We start from the raw sequence: 16,406 nt of genomic DNA, 5'->3' as shown, positions 1-16,406 counted from the left end.
ATGGTGAGTAGTTAGTGGTGAATAGTAGATTTTAGAATGATTTTTTATGCAAAGCGCGATGGGGAACCCATCGCGCTTTGTGTTTTACTTCCCCTGTCATGCTGAGAGAAACGAAGCATCTGTCACTTGCAAGGTATGGCAAAGAAGATCCTTCGTTTCGCTCAGGATGACAGGATATTTACAACCCTTACTCCGCATACGCAATCGCCGCTACGCTTAATTTTAATCCGGGTATTTTGAGGAGTTCCAATCCGCAGGCTTCGAGGGTTGAGCCGGTGGTTACAATGTCATCAACCAATAAAACATGTTTGCCTGCCAGTTGCTCGGGGTTTTGTACCGCGAAAACTTCCTGCATGTTCTCAAAGCGCGAAAAGCGGCTCTTTTTGGTTTGGGTTTCAGTCGCCTTTATCCTTACCAGGTTATCAATAACTACCGTGGCGGTTAGCTTACTTGCCAACCCATCGGCAAAGCAGGCACTTTGGTTAAAACCACGTTTACGCAGTTTGCTTTTATGCAGAGGGACAGGGATAATATGATCGATACTGTTGTAAGCAGATGCCTGGGTTAGCTGCTCACCCGCTATGCTGCCCAGTAGTACGCCTATTTGCTGCACGCCATCATATTTAAAACGGTGCACCATATTTTGCACCTTGCCGCCTTTGGCAAAGTGGAGCAGGGCATAAGCGCCTTCAATATTTATTTTGCCCCAAAACTGGCGCGCCAAAATATTATCGGTATGCTGATGGAAATTGGTGTAGGGGAGATTATAGCGGCAATCGATACATAAAATATCTTCGCCGCCAACCAGGCTGCCGTTGCAGGCCGCGCAAAGCTCGGGGAATATCAACGAAATAAAATCAGCAAGGTAACTGTTCCTTATTTTCATTAATATGCTATGGGCTGTATTTATTAAGAAACCTTTTCTTTTTCGTTCTCTTTTATAGCCAGCTGACCGCAGGCAGCATCAATATCCTTACCACGGCTGCGGCGCAGGTTGGTGGTGATGCCTTGCTTGCGCAGGTAATCGGCAAAGGCTTCTACTTTATCTTCACCGGCATTAATGTAGCTGGCAAAGGCTATCGGGTTATATTCAATAATGTTCACCTTACAAGGCAGGTGCTTGCAAAAGCGGGCCAGTTCTATAGCATCCTGTATGCCATCGTTCACGCCGTCAAAAATAATGTATTCGTAAGTTACCGCGTTTTTGGTTTTGGCGTAGTAATACTTTAATGCTTCGGCAAGCGCTTTAAGCGAATTTTGCTCGTTAATAGGCATAATAGTATTACGTTTTTCGTCGTTTGCGGCATGCAATGACAGGGCCAGGTTAAAACGCACCTGGTCGTCGCCAAGCTTTTTAATCATTTTGGCAATACCGGCAGTAGATACCGTAATACGCTTGGCAGCCATGTTAAGCCCTTCTTCCGAAGTGATCTTTTCTATCGACTTTAATACATTGGCGTAATTAAGCAGGGGTTCGCCCATGCCCATGTAAACAATGTTGGTTAAAGGAGTATTATAATTCTCGCGCGATTGCTTATCAATTAACACCACCTGGTCGTATATTTCATCGGGGTTAAGGTTGCGCTTGCGCTCCATGTAACCTGTAGCGCAAAATTTACACGTAAGGCTGCACCCAACCTGCGATGATACGCAAGCCGTCATTCTATCAGTGGTTGGTATTAAAACACCTTCAATTAAATGATTATCGTGTAAAATAAAAGAATTTTTTATAGTTTTATCTCCACTAAGCTGCGAACTGTGAATTTTAACATTATTAATTGTAAAATTTTCGTTTAACTTAGTGCGTAGTTCTTTTGAAATATTGCTCATTTCGTCGAATGAGAAGCACGATTTCTTCCATAGCCATTCATACACTTGTTTAGCCCTGAAGCTCTTTTCACCAATTTGTGTAAAGTGCTGTTGCAGACTTTCAAGCGTTAGATTGCGGATGTCAATTTTTGCCATTGTATTATTCACAATACAAAGGTACTTAAATTAAAAAAATTTATATTTTTTTAAAATCATTTCTTTTATTTGGTTTAAAAACAATAACTATAGGTTAATTGTATTTTATTAAATGGGCGATAAAGTAAAAAGGATGTTTATAGAAGATGCTAATAGATACCGATGAAAAGTTTTAAAGCCGATTACGTTTTCCCTGTTTATGCCGATCCGATAAAAAATGGAATAGTAACCGTTGACGATGCTGGTAAAATAATATCAGTAACTGATAATCCCTCCGCTGCCGGTGTAAAACCCGGCGATATCGAAAACCTGAACGGTATTATTTGCCCCGGTTTTGTAAACACCCACTGCCATCTCGAACTTTCGCACCTTAAAGATAAAATAGCCCAGGGTAACGGGCTGGTTAATTTCGTAAAGGAAATTATCACTATTCGCCGTAATGGCGAGGTAGAGGCCGATGCCATTGCCGCCGCCGAAAAGGCCGACCAGGAAATGTATGATAACGGTATTGTTGCCGTTGGCGATATTGCCAATACCGATGTTAGCCTGGCCATAAAAGCCAAAAGCAAATTATACTACCATACCTTTGTAGAGGTGCTGGGCTTTTTGCCCGATAAGGCTAACGAGATATTCGACAACGCCCTGCAACTGCTGCAAAAGTTTAAACCCGCCCCGGCATCAATTACGCCGCACGCGCCATACTCGGTATCTAAGGAATTGTTTAAGCTGATAAAAAAGCACAGCGATGCCAATAATAACCTCATTAGCATGCACAACCAGGAGTGTGAGGATGAGAACAAGTTTTATCGCTACAAATTGGGTAATTTTAATGAGCTGTATGAATTTTTAGGGGTTGATATCAGCCACTTTAAACCGCAGGCACGTAACTCCATACAATCAATAATACCGCTGCTTACCAGTAACCAGGATATATTGCTGGTGCATAATACCTGCACTAACCTGAAGGATATTTACTTTATTAAACGGTTTGACCGTAACATACACTGGTGCTTTTGCCCCAATGCTAATTTATATATCGAAAAACGCCTGCCAAAAATCAACCTGTTTTTAGATCAGGGTTTTAATATTACCTTGGGGACTGATAGTTTGGCCTCAAACACCAGGCTTTGCATCCTTAACGAAATGCGTACCATTCAGCAAAAGTTCCCGGCCATAACGCTGGAGAAACTGGTACAATGGGGTACGCTCAACGGTGCCGAATTTTTGGGTATAGCAGGTGAAATAGGCAGCTTACAGGCAGGTAAAACCCCAGGACTTAACCTGATCTCCGGCCTGGATGGCTTTAAAATTACTCCTGATACTAAGGTAAAACGTTTGATATAGCCTTAATTTTGCGGTTATTAGGTTGATTAAATTGTATTGAGTTAATTTGCATTAGTGTTGAAATAGCCACACACAATTTACATTCACCTGTTAACTATAAATGATAAAACATATTGATATTACGGTAAAAGGCAAGGTACAGGGCGTATACTTCAGGGCTACCACCAAAGCCGTTGCCGACCAGCTGGGCGTGCGCGGTTATGTAAAAAATCAGCCCGAGGGCGATGTTTTTATCGCTGCCGAAGCCGATGCCCCCACGCTTGAAATGTTTTTGGAATGGTGCAACGAAGGCCCCGAAGATGCCGAAGTAAGCTCGGTTGAAAGCCATGATGGCGAATTAAAAAACTATCGTAATTTTGAGGTCATGAAAAAGGACCGTGCCTGGTAACGGATTTTAAAACTTTTCTTCTTTACATCATTGTCAACTGCTAAAAAATTTGCCGGCCAAACCGCTATTTATGGTCTAAGTACCATTGTTTCGCGCACGCTGTATTTTATACTTACCCCTATACTGGCCAATATATTATCGGTAAAGGTGTACGGTATTTTTACCAAGATGTACAGCTGGGCATCTATCCTCGGTGCCATGCTTTCATTCGGTATGGAAACCACCTATTTCAGGTACCTCAATAAACGTAGCGATAGTAGGGATAAGGTTTACGCTAACTCTTTTATAGCCGTTTTGGCCATGAGCGTGGTGTTTTTAACCTTTAGCGTATTGTTTTCGCGCCCCATAGCCCTGTGGCTCAAAACGGGTAATACCAATACTGTTGAAGATTATGTTTTTTACGTACGCTGCTTCATCTATATTTTGACTATTGATGCTATTTGCGTAATACCCTTTGCCAAGTTACGTGCCGATAACCGGCCGATGCGCTACGCCTACATCAAATTTTTAAATGTGGTATTAGTGGTATCGCTCAACTTGTTCCTGTTGTTTGGTGTGCCGTACATTATCAATAATAACTTGCCGGGTGCCGCGTGGATGCAGCAATGGTACAGGCTGCATTGGGTAGGCTATGTGTTTCTGTCGAATTTGGTAGCCAGTGCTTTTACGCTGCTGATGCTGCTGCCGGAGATCTTCCAGATAAAATTGAAATTCGATAAGGCCATATTGAAGGAGATGCTGCTGTATAGCTTCCCGATATTGGTGGCCAATATGTCGTTCATCATTAACGAGAATTTAGACAAGCTTTTGCTTGATAAACTGTTGCCGCAAAACATCAGCGAGCAGGAGATTGGCATTTACGGAGCATGCGCCAAAATAGCGCTGTTCCTGAGCATATTTGTACAGGCGTTCCGCTTAGGTGCCGAACCTTTCTTTTTCAGCCATGCGGAAAGCAAAAATTCGGGCCAAACCTACGCCCGTATCATGAATTATTTTGTGATAGCAATATGCCTCATTTTTGTGGCGCTGATAGCCAATATCGAACTGCTTAAGTACTTCATCAGGGCGTCAAACCCGATACAGCGCGAGCTTTATTGGTCGGGATTGAAAATTGTGCCGGTGCTGCTTTTCGGTTATATCAGTTTGGGTATTTACATGAACTTGTCGGTATGGTATAAACTGTCTGATCAAACCAAATACGGGCTTTACATTTCGGGTATTGGCGCGTTACTAACCATAGTGCTCAATATCATCTTTATCCCTAAATACAGCTATGTGGCCTCGGCCTGGATCTCACTGGCGGCGTATGCTTCCATGATGATACTATCCTATTTATGGGGACAAAAGAACTACCCGATTCCTTATAATGTAAAAAAGAACCTCGCCTATATAATTTCGTCGGTAGCAATAGTATATTTATCTTTTGTTGTTTTTAAGCGCAACATCTTTATAGGTAACGCCATGCTACTGGCCTACACCGGCGTTGCATTTTATTTTGAACGTAAAGAATTGATGAGCATATTTAAAAGATGATTATAAAAGTAATTAACAAGTCGCAAAATATTTTACCGGCCTACGAAACGGCCCACGCCGCGGGAATGGACCTCCGTGCCGATCTGGAAGCAACAATAACGCTTAAACCATTGGAGCGTAAGTTAGTCCCAACTGGGTTGCATATCGAATTACCCGAAGGTTACGAGGCGCAGATCCGTCCGCGCAGCGGGTTGGCATACAAACATGGTATCGGTATTGTTAATTCGCCGGGTACTATTGATGCCGATTACAGGGGCGAGATCAAGGTATTGCTGGTCAACTTGTCTAACGACGATTTTGAGATCAATACCGGCGACCGCATAGCGCAAATGGTAGTGGCCCGCCACGAAACGGTACAATGGGAAGAAGTTGAACTGCTGAATGAAACAACCCGCGGTGCCGGCGGTTATGGGCATACAGGGCATAAGTAAAATGAAGAAAACGCTGTTCATATTAATGCTGGCATTACCTGCCGTTACCTTCGCGCAAAACGCGCCCGGGGGTGGGGTAGTTATGGTTGTATCCAAACCAATGTCATCAATGGACAGCATTATGGCCAAGCAACTGTTCTTTTCGGCACTGCGCGAAAAAACCATCGAAAATGATATGCTGGCTATCGACCTGTTTAACCGCGTGTTGCAGGTAAACCCGGCCAACGATGCCGCTTTGTTTGAACTGGCTAACCTGAAAAAGAAACAGGATAAACCCAACGAAGCGCAGCAACTGCTGGAGAGGGCCGTCACTGTAAATGCCGATAACGAATGGTATTGGGTGGCTTTGGCCGATAGCTACGAGAAAAGCAACAACATCAACAACCTCGAAAACGTATTTAACGAGCTCATCCGCATAAACCCTGATAAGCCCGATTATTATTACGATAAAGCCAATGTGTACTTCTTGCAAAAAAGGTATGACGAAGCGCTGAAAGTATACGATTTTGTAGAAACCCTTACAGGCATCAACGATGACCTGCTGGCGAGCAAACAAAAGATATATCTGAAACAGGGTAGGGTAGATAAAGCCGCTTCTGATCTGGAAGACATCATTGCCGAAAATCCGGGCGAGTTCAGGTATTATTTGCTGCTTTCCGAATTATATAACTCTAACGGCTTTAGCGATAAGGCGCTGGCTGTATTGGAACGAGCCGGTAAACTTAATCCGAATAACGGGATGCTGCATTTGGCATTGGCCGACATCTATCGCGATAAAAAGAATTACGAAGGTAGCTTTAACGAGCTGGTGCTGGCATTCTCCAACCCCGATGTTGATGTTAACCAAAAGCTGAAGATCGTGCTGGGCTATCTGCCTAAATTTCCCGATCCTAACGCCAAGGCAAGTGCTTTGGAGTTGAGCAAGATCCTGTCGGCTACGCACCCCTCGGATGCTAAGGCGCAGGCATTGTACGGAGATATGCTGGTGCAGAACGAAAAATATAAGGACGCCAAGCCGTTGTTCCGTAAAGCCATTCAACTATCTAACGATAACTATGCCGCTTTTGAGCAATTGGTGAGGTTGGAGCTATCAGACAGCGAATACGATGCCGCTATAAAAGACGGCGAAAACGCGCTGTCGTACTTTCCTAACCAGGTATGGCTTAATTATTTGGTAGGCGTGGCCTATCAGCAAAAAAAGAATTGCGATAAAGCGGTAAGCTACCTGCAAAACGCTATCGCTATTGACGATCAGGATAAAAGCCTGATGGGATATACCTACGCCTCATTGGGCGATTGCTACCACGAACAAAAGAACGATAAGGCATCTGACGATGCTTACGATAAGGCATTGGAATATAATCCGGATAATGCGTTCACCCTTAACAATTATGCCTACTATTTATCGTTAAGGAATGAAAGGTTAGACAAGGCCGCGTCAATGTCAAAGCACTCTAACGAGTTACAGCCCAATACGGCATCGTTTGAGGATACTTACGCCTGGATACTTTTCAGGCAAAAGAAATACGCCGAGGCACGGTTATGGATAGAGAAGGCCATTATGCACGATAAAACAAGTAGCGCCGTTCAGATAGAACATTATGGCGATATTATGTTTTACTTAGGCGACACCAACGCGGCCGTACAAAACTGGAAGAAAGCGAAGGAAAGTGGCAGGCAGTCGCCGGTTTTAGAAAAAAAGATAAATGAGAAAAAATATTCGGAATAGCCTGTTCATCATTTGCTGCCTGGCAATAATGGCAAGCTGTAAATCAAAAAAACAGGTAGTAGTAAATCGTAATGATAGCGCTGCAACCAAGCCCGCTAACGATGTAAGCCTTAAACTGGCTGCCATTCGGGCCAAACAGGTAAGCTTCAATACCTTTTCGGCCAAAGCTAAAACCGACTTGAACATCAATGGCGATAGCAAGGATGTCACCATGACCATCCGCATTAACCGCGATAAAAAGATCTGGGTATCTATCACCGCTATATTGGGTGTTGAGGTAGCCAGGGCACTGATTACGCCGGATAGCATACAGATCATCAATAAATTTCAGGGGCTGTACATTAAAAAGCCGTTCAGCTACATTTATAAATTTGCCAGCAGCCAGATCAACTACAATACTTTGCAGGCGTTACTGGTAGGCAACGCCATCCCCGAAACGTTGAACGAGGGCAGCAGTTTTGAGGTGGTTAACAACAATACCAACATGTCGGGCAGTTTAAAAGACCTCGTGTATAAGCTCATTTTAGGGCCCGATCTGCGGGTTACGCAAACCAGTTTAACCAATCAGCTGGCGCAGCAATCGTTACAGGTTACCAATAATGTGTTCATACAGGCTAATGACAGGGCGGTGCCATCGCAAATAGATATCGCTTCTGTTGTGAAAAGTAAAAAAATACAGGTTAATTTGCGTTACAGTAAAGTAGAGTTCGATCAGCAGTTAGAATACCCTTTCAGCATCCCTGACCGTTATTCGCCCGCTGCCGATTAATAATTATTATTGACTTGATGAGATTTTTAAAATTAGTACTCCTTATAGTTGTTGTTTTTACCGCTGTTGACGCGTTTGCCCAAAGCAGCGCCGAGCTGAAGCGCCGCCGCGAAAAACTGACACAAGAATTGGAGGACCTTAACCGCGAGTACCTTGAAACGGCCAGCAACAAAAAATCGTCATTAAAACAACTGAGCTTGCTAAAAGCGCAGATCACACTTCGCGAAGAAAAGATCACCAATATCAACTCCGAAGTAAGAAACTTAGATAATCAAATCTCCGAGAACAATAATTCCGTACGTAGTTTGCAGGGGCAGTTAGATCAGTTACGTAAAGAATACGCCGGTATGGTGCTCTTTACCTATCATAACAAAAGCGCCTACAATAAGATGATGTTTATTTTTGCCGCAAAAGACTTTAACCAGGCTTATAAACGTTTAAAATATTTACAGCAGTTTGCTACTTATCGCGAGCGGCAGGCCAGCTATATTGAGGGTACACAAAAGGATCTTCACGTTAAAATAAACGAGCTCGACAGGACAAAGAAAGAAAAACGCGACCTGTTGGCCGATCAGCAAAAAGAGAAGGAAACGCTGGGGAAAGAGAAAAATAACCAGGTAAAAGTAATATCCGACCTATCAAAGCAGCAGGGCGTTTTAAAGCAACAGCAGCGTGAGGTTCAAAGTAAGATAGCTAAAACCAATAAGGAGATAGCTGCAACAGTAAGAAGAGAAATTGCCGAGGCAAGGCGCAAAGCCGAAGCCGAAGCACGCGCGGCAGCCGCGGCCGAAAAAGCAAGGCTGGCAGCAGCAGCGGCGGCAGCAAGGGTTGATAACGCGCCGATAAATACGCCAACGAGGCCGGCGCCTAAAGCCATCACTAAAAACTCAAGTAATAGTGAGGTGCTTAACGCCACGCCGGAGGCAGCCAAGCTGTCGAACGACTTTTTGGGTAACCGCGGCAGCCTGCCATGGCCGGTAGCAAGCGGGGTAATTACCCAGGAGTTTGGTACTTATTACCTTGATGGAATCCGCACCGAAAATACCGGTGTCGATATTAAAACATCGAGCGGAGCGGCTGTAAGGGCGGTATTTAACGGCGAGGTAAGTAATGTGGCCAACATCAGCGGTACCTACGTAGTTATCATAAGGCATGGTGAGTATTTTACGGCTTACTCCAACTTACGGTCGGTAAGTGTATCAAAGGGGCAAAAAATAAGCACCAAGCAAACGGTGGGTACGGTAGCCACCGATGGGGCAACAGGCGAAACCGAGGTGCATTTTGATTTATATAAAGGTCAGAACCCGGTAAATCCTAAAATTTGGCTGGCGCCTAATTGATAAAAACTTTGTAGTTTTGTAATTGTATATATTTGTACGCTAATTGAATATCATGTTTAGTTCAGTTTTTTTGTTCTTGAATATTGGCACACCCGAAATGATTCTCATTTTGTTTGTGGCATTATTACTGTTTGGTGGTGATAAGCTGCCGGGTTTGGCCCGAGGCTTAGGGAAAGGGATACGTGATTTCAAAGATGCATCAGAAGATGTGAAGCGTGAGATCAATAACCAGATCAATAATTATGATGATAAGCGTGAGCAGCAAAAGCTTGTTGAAAAAGAAGCTGAAGTAACCGCGCCCGAGGCAGATGCCAGCGCGCCTGCCGACGATGTTGACCGGATGATAGCCGAGCATTCATCAGCCAAGGAAGAAAACCTAAACACCGATAATAACGTAGATGAAAGCAGCGTTGAAGAACAACCTGCAAAAGAAAAACCTGTTTTTACGCCGCCTGCCAATACGGTGGAGTATAAGGGTTAATTAATAGAATAATATAATACACACATAAAAAATTAAAATCATGGGATTAGGTGCACCAGAAATTATTCTGATCATTGTTGCAATTTTATTATTGTTCGGAGGTAAAAAAATTCCTGAACTAATGAGAGGTTTGGGTAAGGGCGTGAAGGAATTTAAAGACGCGAGCAATAACCCGGATGACAACGTGACCACAGTTCACACTGACGAGAAGAAAAACTAATTCGTAACTGAATTAACCATCTTTGTTCTGCAAAAAGCAGAAAACTTATTTTAAAACTTATCAGTTGATTATTTTTTATTTTTCAACGGATAAGTTTTTTATTTTAGCCGAATGACTAAATTTTATTCCTCTTTAACGGAGGTAAAGGGTGAGTTACAAAGCGGAAATACAACGGTTGAAAAACTGGTTAAGGGATATTTGAGCCGCATTGAGAAATATGCTCACTTAAATGTTTTTAACGAAGTATTTGCAGATGAGGCATTAACGCTTGCCAAAGCGGTTGATGCACGTATTAAAGAAGGCACTGCCGGTAAACTTGCCGGTATGGTTATCGGTATTAAAGATAATATTTGCTACAAAGGCCATAAGGTAACGGCCTCCTCAAAAATTCTTACAGGTTTCACATCAATATATTCATCAACCGTAGTTGAACGCTTACTTGCAGAAGATGCCATTATTATTGGACGCTGCAATTGCGATGAGTTTGCTATGGGGGCATCAAACGAAAGCTCCTACTTTGGCCCGGTAAAAAACTTTGCCGATAATACCAGGGTAGCAGGCGGTTCGTCGGGTGGTTCGGCGGTAGCGGTGCAGGCCGATATGTGTTTGGCGGCCATCGGTACTGATACAGGCGGTTCGGTAAGGCAGCCCGCGGCATTTTGCGGCGCCATAGGCTTAAAGCCAACTTACGGCCGTATATCAAGGCATGGCATTATCGCCTACGGTTCATCTTTCGACCAGGTGGGCCCTATCACCAAATCGGTAGAGGATGCCGCGTTGCTGTACAGCGTGATGGCCGGTCCGGATGCTTACGACAGTACACTTTATCAGCAACCTGTTGAAGAAGTAAAGGTTACGCCTGATTCATCAAAGAAACGCATTGCTTACTTACAGGAAGCCATATCGAGCCCCGGGGTTGATGAGGAAGTGAAAACATCGCTCATTAACGCTATTGAAAAACTGCGTGCCGAGGGCCATACGGTAGAACCTATCGCGTTTGAATACATCAATTACATAGTACCCACTTATTATATATTGGCTACAGCCGAGGCATCATCAAACCTGTCGCGGTTTGATGGGGTGCACTATGGCTACCGCAGCCCTAACGCTACCGATCTGGTATCAACCTACAAACGCTCCCGTTCCGAAGGTTTTGGTAAAGAGGTGAAGCGCCGCATTATGCTGGGTACTTTCGTGCTAAGTTCGGGCTATTATGATGCCTACTATGCCAAGGCGCAAAAGGTACGCAGGCTGATACAGGACAAAACAAAAGAGATACTGGCAGAGTACGATTTTTTGATGGTGCCAACCGCTCCGGAGCCTGCTTATGAGATAGGTAAAGGCGAGGCCGACCCGGTAAAATCATACCTGGCCGATATTTTTACGGTGCAGGCATCGCTTGCAGGGGTACCCGCTATTTCTTTGCCTGCCGGCAATAATAGTAAAGGATTACCGTTAGGTTTACAATTATTAGCAAAACATTTTGCCGAAAAGGAACTGTTAAATTTTTCTGAATATTTCCTTAAGCTGTAAAAAATTAATACTTTAGTAAAATGCATCCCTGTGAGCATTAGCTATTTGTATAAAAATCCCTAAAGAATGAAGAGATTATTTACGTTTTTTATCTGTCTGTTATTACTACAAATTGCCCAAGCCAACCCTACAGATTCTTCCCGTTACGCCCTATTAAAAGCTTATGCGCCCAACAATGGCGCGCCAACACACGATACCATATTTGTACCTGTTGCCAGCCAGATTATTCCGCCGGCATCGCACGAGTACAGCATTTTTAAGCGCAGGCTCGATTCTATCCAAAAAGATGTTCAGCTTGATTATAATGAATACGTACAAAGCTATATAGACAATTATGCCCGCCGTCGCGATGATATAGCATCTATATTAGGCAAATCAAAATATTACTTCCCTATTTACGAAAAGGCTTTCAGGGATGCCGGTATCCCCGAAGAAATAAAATTCCTGTCCATAGTTGAATCGGAGCTTAACCCGAACGCTGTTTCGAGGGTAGGAGCAACCGGGCCATGGCAGTTTATGTTTGCTACCGCGAGGTTGTACGGCTTAAACATGGATAACTATGTAGATGAGCGCCGCGACCCTATACAGGCCAGCTACGCTGCCGCCGCATACCTGCGCGATGCTTACCAGGATTTTGGCGACTGGCTGCTGGCTATAGCGTCATACAATTGCGGTAAGGGTGCGGTAACCCGCGCTATTGAAAAAGCAGGCGCTAACGATTTTTGGTCTATACGCCCATACCTGCCTGCCGAAACAAGGGGCTATGTACCGGCTTTCATCGCCATGAACTATGTAATGAACTATTACAAGTTTCATAACATTACGCCGCAGGCTTGCAACTTCTCAATAAAAACCGATACGGTAATGGTAAACAAGTTTGTGCCGCTACAAGGCATCGCCAAAATACTGGATATCGATGTTAAGGAAATTACCCTGCTAAACCCGGCCTACAAGCGCATGATCGTTAACGGCACTACAGCTGCTCCCCGCAGATTGATCATTCCGCAAACAGCAAAAGAAAATTACAGCGCTTTATACGAGGCATTGAACGGTCCGGGCTTTTCGGTACCTGACGCGCCGAGGGTGCAATATGCATCAAACACGGCTGACGATACAAAACCCGAGCGTACGCCAACTTCCCACAAAGTTCGCCGCGGCGAAACCCTCGCCAGTATTGCCGATAAATACGGCGTAGAAGTGCAGGACTTAAAAGTTTGGAACCACCTGCGCAGCAACAAGGCAGTGGTAGGTAAAGTACTTCGCCTAAGCGAAGGTGCCGAAGCCGATGAACCTGCACCAAGAGCTAAAAAGATCAAAGAATTTATTACCTACAAAGTTAAGCGCGGTGATACGCTAAGCGAGATCGCGGCTAAATTTGAAGGTAGTTCTGTTGAAAAGATCCGCGATTTGAATAACCTTAAAAAAGGCCGTATTCAGCCGGGCATGAAGCTTAAAATAAGCGGTGTATAACATTTAGTTTTCCCTTCTTTATTTATTTCGAAGCAATATTTTGTGCCGCTGTTCAAAATAGAATTGTAATTTTGGGCGCTTGATATTGAGAAAATGAACAAACCCAATCGTAAACAGGATGCTTTAGATTACCATGCTAAAGGCCGTCCCGGTAAGATACAGGTAGTACCTACCAAACCCACCAATTCACAACGCGACCTTACTATGGCCTACTCGCCCGGCGTTGCCGAGCCATGCCTGCGCATTGCCGAAAATGTGGAAGATGTTTATAAATATACCGCCAAGGGCAACCTCGTAGCGGTTATCAGTAACGGTACCGCGGTATTGGGTTTAGGCAATATAGGCCCCGAAGCCAGTAAACCCGTAATGGAGGGCAAGGGCTTGCTATTTAAGATCTACGCGGATATCGATGTGTTCGATTTAGAGCTTAACGCTAAAAATGTTGACGACTTTGTAAATATAGTAAAGGCACTTGAGCCAACTTTTGGCGGGGTGAACCTCGAAGATATATCGGCCCCAACCTGCTTTGAAATAGAGCGCAGGCTTAAAGCCGAAATGAATATCCCCGTAATGCACGACGACCAGCATGGTACCGCCATTATATCGGGTGCCGCGCTGATGAACGCCTGTGAAATTCAGGGCAAAAAGCTGGATAAGATTAAAATGGTAGTGAATGGCGCGGGTGCCGCTGCTGTTTCCTGCTCAAAAATGTACCTCTCGTTAGGCGTTAAAAAGGAGAATTTGGTAATGTTCGATATCAATGGACTATTATCAACCGAACGCACAGACCTTGACGAGATCCGGTCCGAATTTGCCACCACCCGTAAAGACATTAAGAACCTTACCGATGCCATGAAAGGCGCGGATGTGTTTGTAGGACTTTCGGCAGGTAACGTGGTTACGCCGGATATGCTGAAAGGCATGGCTAAAAACCCTGTTGTGTTTGCCATGGCCAACCCCGAGCCCGAGATCAATTACGATTTGGCCACCGCCGCCCGTAAGGATATCATTATGGCTACCGGCCGGTCCGACTATCCTAACCAGGTGAACAACGTATTGGGTTTCCCGTACATTTTCCGTGGTGCTTTGGATGTGAGGGCTACCGCCATTAACGAAGAAATGAAGATTGCTGCCGTGCACGCTATTGCCGAAATGGCCAAAAAGCCTGTGCCCGAAGCAGTGAACCTTGCTTATAATATTACCAACCTGAAGTTCGGTCGCGATTATATTATCCCTAAACCTATGGATCAGCGTTTGATCACCGAGGTGTCGGCAGCGGTAGCTAAAGCCGCTATTGATTCGGGTGTGGCACGCAAAACCATCAGCGATTGGGATGCTTACGCCGAAGAACTGCGAACCCGTTTAGGCGGTAACGATAAACTGTTGCGTAATCTTACCAACAAAGCCAAGCAAAACCCTAAACGTGTAGTATTTGCCGAGGCCGATACTTACAAAATACTAAGGGCTGCCCAGATTGTTAAAGATGAAGGCATCGCTACGCCGATATTGCTGGGTAATGTGGATACCATCAAAAAGATCATGCGCGAGAACGACCTCGACCTGGATGATGTAGAGATCATCGATCCGCGCGAGGGTACCGAGAAGCTGGAAGAGTATGCTCAATATCTGTACAAAAAACGTCAGCGCAGGGGGATAACCTTGTTTGAGGCGCGTAAATTAATGATTGACCGTAACTATTACGGCGCGTCAATGGTACAGTTTGACGAAGCCGACGCGCTGATATCCGGTCTTACAAAAAACTATGTTACTACTGTAAAACCTGCCTTGCAGATCATCGGTACCGAGCCGGGTGTAAACCGTGTGGCCGGTATGTATATGATGATAACCGCTAAAGGCCCCGTATTTTTTGGCGATACCACTGTAAACGTAAATCCAACGGTTGCCGAACTGGTAGATATTACCGTACTGATTGAACGCAGTGTAAGGCAGCTGAACATCGACCCAAGGGTGGCTATACTTTCGTACTCCAACTTTGGCTCTAACGAAGGCGAGATCCCTGAAAAAACCCGCGAAGCGGTAAACATACTGCACGAGAAATATCCGGATATGATAGTAGACGGTGATATGCAGGCCAACTTCGCCCTCAACTCCGATCTGCTGGCAGATAATTTCCCTTTTTCAACCCTTAACGGTAAACCGGCCAATACGCTGATCTTCCCTAACCTTGAATCGGGTAATATAGCTTACAAGCTGTTGCAGGAAATTGGCGGTGCCGAAGCAGTAGGCCCAATTTTGCTGGGCTTGAAAAAGCCGGTGCACGTATTGCAACTCGGCAGTTCGGTACGCGAAATTGTGAACATGGTTACTATAGCCGTGGTGAGCGCGCAGGAACGCGAAAGGGTTAACAATGCAAAACCTGTAAAACGTAAATAATACTTAATACAACAAAAACCTTATGTACGCATATATTGATGGTAAGTTAGTGTTCAAAAGTCCGGCCTATGTAGTTATTGAGGCCGGGGGAGTGGGCTATCATATCAATATATCTGTAAACACATTTTCACTTTTAGGCGAAGCCGAACGCTGCAAACTGTACACGTGGCTGCATGTTAAAGAAGACGCGCACACACTGTACGGTTTTGCTGATGAAGGCGAACGCCGCCTGTTTTTGCACCTGATCTCCATATCAGGCATCGGCCCAAACACGGGGCGGATGATGCTATCATCCATCACACCGCAGGAAATTCAAACCGCAATTGTAAATGGTAATGTTTCATTAATTCAAAAGATAAAAGGCATCGGCCCAAAATCTGCACAGCGCATAATTCTGGAGCTGCAAGACAAGCTGCGTAAGGAAGGACCGGAGACTTTATCTACCATTGCTGTAAGTAAAACAGCTAAAGATGAGGCACTTGCGGCATTGGTAATGCTCGGTTTTGCACGAAATGCCGTAGAGAAGTTTCTTGAGAACGAAATGAACAAGAATAATGCAGACATTACAGTAGAACAACTTATAAAGTCTGCGTTAAAAAGTTTATAATTACAGTAAATTTTCTACAACCAATTCCGGCAGTGGTGCGTAAAATGCACCAGTGAGCAATATTACGTGTGATGGGCAATACTACAGGAGATCGAAGGATCATGGCTGGTTAGGTCTGTATTTAAAAGTTATTATTAATATTAATTTGATTGACTTTTGATAAAGATTTCTACCGGTAAATTCATCGTCATTATACTTATCG

15 protein-coding genes are annotated in these 16,406 nt (G+C 44.4%); 13 read left to right on the top strand and 2 right to left on the bottom strand.

Translation table 11 applies throughout. The features are described from left to right. Positions 1-187 precede the first annotated feature (187 nt). Both ABD894_RS18650 and rlmN read right to left on the bottom strand, forming a co-directional pair. The gene (locus tag ABD894_RS18650) at positions 188-886 is read right to left on the bottom strand and encodes a ComF family protein (RefSeq protein WP_345212587.1); all 699 of its coding nucleotides are present in this window, start codon (positions 884-886) and stop codon (positions 188-190) included. A 23-nt stretch (positions 887-909) separates the two neighbouring features. Continuing rightward, positions 910-1,965: a dual-specificity RNA methyltransferase RlmN gene (gene rlmN / locus ABD894_RS18645; protein WP_345212586.1), complete on the bottom strand. Its 1,056-nt coding sequence runs from the start codon at positions 1,963-1,965 to the stop codon at positions 910-912. A gap of 162 nt (positions 1,966-2,127) precedes the next feature. Between rlmN and ABD894_RS18640 the strand changes: the two genes are divergently transcribed. The 13 genes from ABD894_RS18640 to ruvA all read left to right on the top strand — a co-directional run bounded on the left by ABD894_RS18640 (position 2,128) and on the right by ruvA (position 16,204). Then, a complete protein-coding gene (locus ABD894_RS18640; protein WP_345212585.1) occupies positions 2,128-3,309 on the top strand; it encodes an amidohydrolase family protein in 1,182 nt (393 codons plus the stop codon). Positions 3,310-3,409: 100 nt separating this feature from the next. Beyond that, on the top strand, positions 3,410-3,697 hold the full coding sequence (locus ABD894_RS18635) for an acylphosphatase (protein WP_345212584.1): 288 nt from the start codon (positions 3,410-3,412) through the stop codon (positions 3,695-3,697). Between the two features lie 30 nt (positions 3,698-3,727). Continuing rightward, positions 3,728-5,230, top strand: coding sequence for an oligosaccharide flippase family protein (locus tag ABD894_RS18630; RefSeq protein ID WP_345212583.1), 1,503 nt, complete (start codon positions 3,728-3,730; stop codon positions 5,228-5,230). After that, positions 5,227-5,661: a dUTP diphosphatase gene (dut, locus tag ABD894_RS18625; protein ID WP_345212582.1), complete on the top strand. Its 435-nt coding sequence runs from the start codon at positions 5,227-5,229 to the stop codon at positions 5,659-5,661. Before ABD894_RS18630 ends, dut begins: the two co-directional genes overlap by 4 nt. After that, positions 5,612-7,390, top strand: a complete 1,779-nt coding sequence (locus tag ABD894_RS18620; protein ID WP_345212581.1) for a tetratricopeptide repeat protein — start codon at positions 5,612-5,614, stop codon at positions 7,388-7,390. Before dut ends, ABD894_RS18620 begins: the two co-directional genes overlap by 50 nt. After that, positions 7,368-8,159 carry a lipoprotein insertase outer membrane protein LolB1 gene (gene lolB1, locus ABD894_RS18615; RefSeq protein ID WP_345212580.1) on the top strand — a complete coding sequence of 264 codons (792 nt, stop codon included), beginning with the start codon at positions 7,368-7,370 and terminating at the stop codon, positions 8,157-8,159. Before ABD894_RS18620 ends, lolB1 begins: the two co-directional genes overlap by 23 nt. Positions 8,160-8,176: 17 nt before the next feature. Further along, entirely contained in the window at positions 8,177-9,499 is a 1,323-nt protein-coding gene (locus ABD894_RS18610; protein ID WP_345212579.1) for a murein hydrolase activator EnvC family protein, read from the top strand. 52 nt (positions 9,500-9,551) lie between these two features. Then, the gene (locus tag ABD894_RS18605; protein WP_345212578.1) at positions 9,552-9,980 is read left to right on the top strand and encodes a Sec-independent protein translocase subunit TatA/TatB; all 429 of its coding nucleotides are present in this window, start codon (positions 9,552-9,554) and stop codon (positions 9,978-9,980) included. A gap of 40 nt (positions 9,981-10,020) precedes the next feature. Next, entirely contained in the window at positions 10,021-10,200 is a 180-nt protein-coding gene (locus ABD894_RS18600) for a Sec-independent protein translocase subunit TatA/TatB (protein ID WP_345212577.1), read from the top strand. A 111-nt stretch (positions 10,201-10,311) separates the two neighbouring features. Beyond that, positions 10,312-11,733: an Asp-tRNA(Asn)/Glu-tRNA(Gln) amidotransferase subunit GatA gene (gene gatA, locus ABD894_RS18595; RefSeq protein WP_345212576.1), complete on the top strand. Its 1,422-nt coding sequence runs from the start codon at positions 10,312-10,314 to the stop codon at positions 11,731-11,733. 66 nt (positions 11,734-11,799) lie between these two features. Continuing rightward, complete coding sequence (locus ABD894_RS18590) at positions 11,800-13,203, top strand: lytic transglycosylase domain-containing protein (RefSeq protein ID WP_345212575.1); 1,404 nt, start codon at positions 11,800-11,802, stop codon at positions 13,201-13,203. A 93-nt stretch (positions 13,204-13,296) separates the two neighbouring features. Then, positions 13,297-15,597: an NADP-dependent malic enzyme gene (locus ABD894_RS18585; RefSeq protein ID WP_345212574.1), complete on the top strand. Its 2,301-nt coding sequence runs from the start codon at positions 13,297-13,299 to the stop codon at positions 15,595-15,597. A gap of 22 nt (positions 15,598-15,619) precedes the next feature. Next, positions 15,620-16,204, top strand: a complete 585-nt coding sequence (gene ruvA, locus ABD894_RS18580; RefSeq protein ID WP_345212573.1) for a Holliday junction branch migration protein RuvA — start codon at positions 15,620-15,622, stop codon at positions 16,202-16,204. Positions 16,205-16,406: the final 202 nt, after the last annotated feature.

The sequence above is a fragment of the Mucilaginibacter gynuensis genome (assembly GCF_039541195.1).
GTDB classification, from domain to species: domain Bacteria; phylum Bacteroidota; class Bacteroidia; order Sphingobacteriales; family Sphingobacteriaceae; genus Mucilaginibacter; species Mucilaginibacter gynuensis.
Note: the sequence above shows the minus strand (reverse complement) of the source record. Positions and strands in the feature narration are given on the sequence as shown.

Excerpts from the sequence above, each read along its gene's own strand:
- rlmN (WP_345212586.1), bottom strand. The coding sequence starts at position 1,965 with ATGGCAAAAATTGACATCCGCAATCTAACGCTTGAAAGTCTGCAACAG.
- ABD894_RS18590 (WP_345212575.1), top strand. The coding sequence starts at position 11,800 with ATGAAGAGATTATTTACGTTTTTTATCTGTCTGTTATTACTACAAATT.
- lolB1 (WP_345212580.1), top strand. The coding sequence starts at position 7,368 with ATGAGAAAAAATATTCGGAATAGCCTGTTCATCATTTGCTGCCTGGCA.
- ABD894_RS18600 (WP_345212577.1), top strand. The coding sequence starts at position 10,021 with ATGGGATTAGGTGCACCAGAAATTATTCTGATCATTGTTGCAATTTTA.
- ABD894_RS18635 (WP_345212584.1), top strand. The coding sequence starts at position 3,410 with ATGATAAAACATATTGATATTACGGTAAAAGGCAAGGTACAGGGCGTA.
- gatA (WP_345212576.1), top strand. The coding sequence starts at position 10,312 with ATGACTAAATTTTATTCCTCTTTAACGGAGGTAAAGGGTGAGTTACAA.
- ABD894_RS18650 (WP_345212587.1), bottom strand. The coding sequence starts at position 886 with ATGAAAATAAGGAACAGTTACCTTGCTGATTTTATTTCGTTGATATTC.
- ruvA (WP_345212573.1), top strand. The coding sequence starts at position 15,620 with ATGTACGCATATATTGATGGTAAGTTAGTGTTCAAAAGTCCGGCCTAT.
- ABD894_RS18610 (WP_345212579.1), top strand. The coding sequence starts at position 8,177 with ATGAGATTTTTAAAATTAGTACTCCTTATAGTTGTTGTTTTTACCGCT.
- ABD894_RS18640 (WP_345212585.1), top strand. The coding sequence starts at position 2,128 with ATGAAAAGTTTTAAAGCCGATTACGTTTTCCCTGTTTATGCCGATCCG.
- dut (WP_345212582.1), top strand. The coding sequence starts at position 5,227 with ATGATTATAAAAGTAATTAACAAGTCGCAAAATATTTTACCGGCCTAC.
- ABD894_RS18620 (WP_345212581.1), top strand. The coding sequence starts at position 5,612 with ATGAAACAACCCGCGGTGCCGGCGGTTATGGGCATACAGGGCATAAGT.
- ABD894_RS18585 (WP_345212574.1), top strand. The coding sequence starts at position 13,297 with ATGAACAAACCCAATCGTAAACAGGATGCTTTAGATTACCATGCTAAA.
- ABD894_RS18605 (WP_345212578.1), top strand. The coding sequence starts at position 9,552 with ATGTTTAGTTCAGTTTTTTTGTTCTTGAATATTGGCACACCCGAAATG.